Source organism: Acidovorax sp. KNOB132 (assembly GCF_057541515.1).
The window spans coordinates 1-4,170 of sequence record NZ_BAAJYT010000295.1; the positions used below are offsets into that span (position 1 = coordinate 1).

Genomic DNA, 4,170 nt, shown 5'->3' on the forward strand with positions numbered 1-4,170 from the left:
TCGCCGCGCGGCGGCTTCCACGGCGGCGTTGAGCTGCCAGGATGTTGGTCTGGAAGGCGATGCCGTCGATCACGCTGATGATGTCCGCGATCTTGCGCGAGCTGGCGCTGATCACGTCCATGGTGCGCACCACCTGCGAGACGACCTCGCCGCCGCGCTCGGCCACCTGCGAGGCGGCGGCGGTCATCTGGTTGGCCTGGCGCGCGGCATCGGCGCTTTGCTGCACGGTGTGCGTCAGGTCCTCCAGCGCCGATGCGGCCTGCTGCAGGTTGCCCGAGGTCTGCTCGGTGCGCTGGCTCAGGTCGAGGTTGCCCGAGGCCACTTCGGAGCTGGCCAGCAGGATCGAATCCGCCGTGGTGCCGATGCCGCCCACCAGCGAGCGCAGCTGCTCCTGCATGGCGGCGATGGCGTCCAGCAGCCGGCCGGTTTCGTCCTGGATGCGCACTTCCACGCGCGAGGTGAGGTCGCCGCGCGCGATGCGTTCGGCCACCACCACCGCCCGTCCGATGGGCTGGGTGATGCTGGCCGTGGTGCGCCAGGCGATCAGCGCGCCCAGCACGATGGCCAGCGCGACCAGCCCGCCGCCGATGGCGCGGGCCCGGTTTTCCATGCGCGACGCGTCGGCCGCGGCCTCGGTGTTGAGGGTGTTCTGCAGCTGCACCAGTTCGGCCAGCTTGTCGCGCCAGGCGGCTTCGGCAGGGGCCACGCGCGTCATGAGCGAGAGCGTGGCGCTCACGGTGTCACCGTCGGAGATGGCCTTGAGCGCCGTGTCCAGCTCGGGGCGGGTCTTGCGGGCCAGGGCCTGGATGTCGGTCTGCAGCTGGCGTTCGGCTGGCGTGGCGCCGGAGTCGAGCAGCGTGGCCAGCTCGGTCTCCTGCGCCGCGTAGCGCTGCAGTGCCTGGCCGACGCGGCGGGTCTGCTCGTCCGCGCTCTTGGGATCGACCTCGCCGAGCATGGCGGCCGAGCGCCCCTGGATGCCAATGGCGCTCACGTTCTCCAGCATGCTGTTGACCAGCCGCATCTTGGCGGCGCTGGCGCCGGTCATCTGCTGCATCTGCTGGTTGACCTCGTTCAGCGAGGCGTGCGCCACGAAGGCCACCGCGATGAGCAGCGCCAGCATGCAGCCGAACCCCAGGAAAAGACGGCGGGAGATGGAGAGGGTCTTGAAGAACGAAGCGGTCTGCATGGTGTTTTCCGTGGCCGATGGCCTTTGAACGAAATGCACAGCAAAAGCAGTGCCAGTGATCGGTGTGCGGCGCCGTCCGGGCAGTGGCCGCATTCGCAATGGGTGTTACATATGAAAGACCCAACAGGGAGTATCTGCCTCTAAAGTGCCGGGTGGATGGCGCACTTGTATGAATTGATTTAATCGCTCATATCTTATTAAATGCATCGTTCCGATGCTATTTTTTTGGTAGCGTAGCGCCGTGCCATTTTTGCGCATTCCACTTTGGCGCCTTTCGATCCGCCGTGGTCTTGTTACATTTTTGGAAGGAACCGGCCCCATGACCCGACTTCGCTCGACCATGCTCCGGAGCATGGTTGCCGTGCTCTGTGCACTGGCGTTGCCGGCGATGGCCGCGGAGGTCCAGGTGACGGTGCAGGACGGCTCCGGCAAACCGCTGCCGGGCGCGATCGTGTTCCTGGATTCCCCGGAGGCGCACAAGCTGGTGCGTCCCATGGCCCAGCAGGACATGGGGCAGCTCAAGCGCCGCTTCGTGCCCGAGGTGCTGGCCGTGACGGTGGGCACCGAGGTGCGGTTTCCCAACAGGGACAACGTGCGCCACCATGTGTATTCGTTCTCGCCGGCCAAGAAGTTCGAGCTGCAGCTGTATTCCGGCACGCCGGCCAACCCCGTGCTCTTCGACCGGCCGGGCGTCGTGGTGCTCGGCTGCAACATCCACGACCAGATGGTCGCCTGGATCCTCGTGCTGGAGACACCGTATTTCGCGCAGAGCGCCGCGCCGTTCGGCAGCGCGCGCCTGGAGAAGGTGCCCGCGGGCAACTACACGCTGCGCGTGTGGCATTCGGGCCTGCCGGTGGGCGCCGCGGCCTATGCGCAGCCCCTGGCGGTGGCCGAAGGCGCGGCGCCGGTGGTCGTCCGCCTGACGGGGGTGACCCCTTGAACCTGCGCGCGCTGCACCGCAGCCTGATCCTTCGGCTGGTCGGCATTTCCCTGCTGCTGCTGCTGATCGTGCAGGCGGCGGGATTTGCCGTGGTGCAGACCTTCATCGTGCGCAATGCCCGCGCCCAGATCGAGCGCAGCCTGGACGTGGACGAACGCGTCTGGCGCTGGCTGCTGGAGCAGAACGCCGTGCGGCTGCAGGAGGCCTCGGTGCTGCTGGCGGCCGACTACGGTTTTCGGTCCGCCGTGAATTCGGGCGACTCGGAGACGATCCAGTCTGTGCTGGAGAACCACGGCGCGCGCATCGGCGCCGCGATGACGGCGCTGCTGGACACCCGCATGCACCTGCAGGCCACCAGCCCCTCGCGCACTCCGGCCGACTACCAGAGCGCGGTGGACCAGGCCGTGCCCGCGCTGGTGGCGCAGCCACAGGGCAGCCAGATCGCCGTGGTGCACGGCATCCCGTACCAGTTCGTGATGGTGCCCATGCGGGCGCCTTTGCTGGTGGGCTGGGTGCTGATGGGTTTTCCGGTCAACGAGACGCTGGTGTCCGAGATGCAGCAACTGCTGTCGGTGGACGTGGCCATCCAGGTGCGCGATGCCACCGGTGCCGTGGCCGTGCCGGTGAGCACCCTGCCGGACCGCGCGCTGGCCGATCTGCGCGACTTCCGCATGGGCGGTGAGCAGGTGCTCGGCGGCGAGACGCTGCTGGTGCGCCCCGTGCGCCTGGACAGCGGCGCCACCAGTGCCCGGGCGCTGCTGCTTCGTTCGCTCAACGACGTGGTGGCGCCCTACCGCCAGCTGCAGGCCCTGCTGGGCGGGATCACCGTGGCTGGCCTGGTGCTCTTCGCGCTGGGCAGCGCCTTCATGGCGCGCCGCGTGACGACACCGCTGCGCTCGCTGGTCTCGGCCACCCACCGCCTGTCCCAGGGCGACTACGACGCCCCCATCGAGCACACGCGCCGCCTCGACGAGATCGGCAACCTCGCCCGCTCGTTCGACCGCATGCGCGTGGACATCGCAGGGCAGCAGGGCGAGATCCTGCGGCTGGCCGATACCGACCGGCTGACCGGCGTGCCCAACCGGGAGCGCTTTCGCCGCGCCATCATGGAGGCCATCGGCCCCGGCAGCGGAGGGCGCCCCGTGGCCGTGATCGCGCTGGACCTGGACCGATTCAAGCACGTGAACGGCGTGCTGGGCTACGCGCTGGGCGACCGGCTGCTGCAGGCCGTGGCCGAACGCATCAGCGGGCAGACGCGGTCGCCGCAGGACGTCATCGCCCGCCTGGGCGGCAACGAGTTCGCCATGCTGCTGCCCGGCGCCGACGAGGCGGCCGCGCGCGACATGGCCCAGCGCATCCTCCGGGCCTTCGAGACGCCCATGGCTTTCGACGACCGCACGGTGGATCTGAGCGCGGGCATCGGCATCGCCTGCTGGCCCGGTCCGGCGCAGGATGCCGACACCCTGCTGAGCCACGCCGAAATCGCCATGTACGCGGCCAAGCTGCGGCTCAGCGGGGCGCTGGTGTACGAGCCGTCGATGGATTCCTCCAGCGCCGTCTCGCTCTCGCTGCTGACCGAACTGCGCCGCGCGGTGGACCGCAACGAGCTGCGCCTGTTCCTGCAGCCCAAGGTGTCGCTGACCGGCCAGCCGGGCCACGCGGCCGAGGCCCTGGTGCGCTGGCAGCACCCTGAGCGCGGCATGGTGCCGCCGATGCAGTTCATCCCCTTTGCGGAGCAGACCGGCTTCGTTCGGCAGCTCACGCTGTGGATGTTCGAGCAGGCGGTGATCTTCCTGGCGCAGCCGCGCGTGCAGGATCTGGCGCTGCGCATCTCGATCAACCTGTCCACGCGCGACCTGCTCGACCCCGAGCTGAGCAACCGCCTGGGCACCCTGCTGGCGCGCCACGGCGTGAGCGCCGCGTCGTTCTGCCTGGAGATCACCGAGAGTGCCATCATGGACGAGCCCCTGCGGGCCGAGGCCATGCTCAACCGCCTGTCCGAGCAGGGCTTCAAGCTGTCCATCGACGACTTCGGCACGGGCTA

At 68.8% G+C, this 4,170-nt stretch carries 3 protein-coding genes; 2 read left to right on the top strand and 1 reads right to left on the bottom strand.

All coding sequences use genetic code 11. The annotated features are described in order from the left end of the window. Positions 1–1,186 (bottom strand): methyl-accepting chemotaxis protein (locus tag AC27IO_RS21240; protein ID WP_498740619.1); only part of this gene is annotated, 1,186 nt, incomplete at its 3' end. A gap of 319 nt (positions 1,187–1,505) precedes the next feature. On the opposite strand from AC27IO_RS21240, the gene AC27IO_RS21245 reads away from it, so the two are divergent. Together AC27IO_RS21245 and AC27IO_RS21250 are read left to right on the top strand one after the other, a co-directional pair. Beyond that, positions 1,506–2,126 carry a methylamine utilization protein gene (locus AC27IO_RS21245; RefSeq protein WP_498740620.1) on the top strand — a complete coding sequence of 207 codons (621 nt, stop codon included), beginning with the start codon at positions 1,506–1,508 and terminating at the stop codon, positions 2,124–2,126. Beyond that, on the top strand, positions 2,123–4,170 hold a 2,048-nt coding region (locus AC27IO_RS21250; RefSeq protein WP_498740622.1), incomplete at its 3' end, for a putative bifunctional diguanylate cyclase/phosphodiesterase. The genes AC27IO_RS21245 and AC27IO_RS21250, both read left to right, overlap by 4 nt.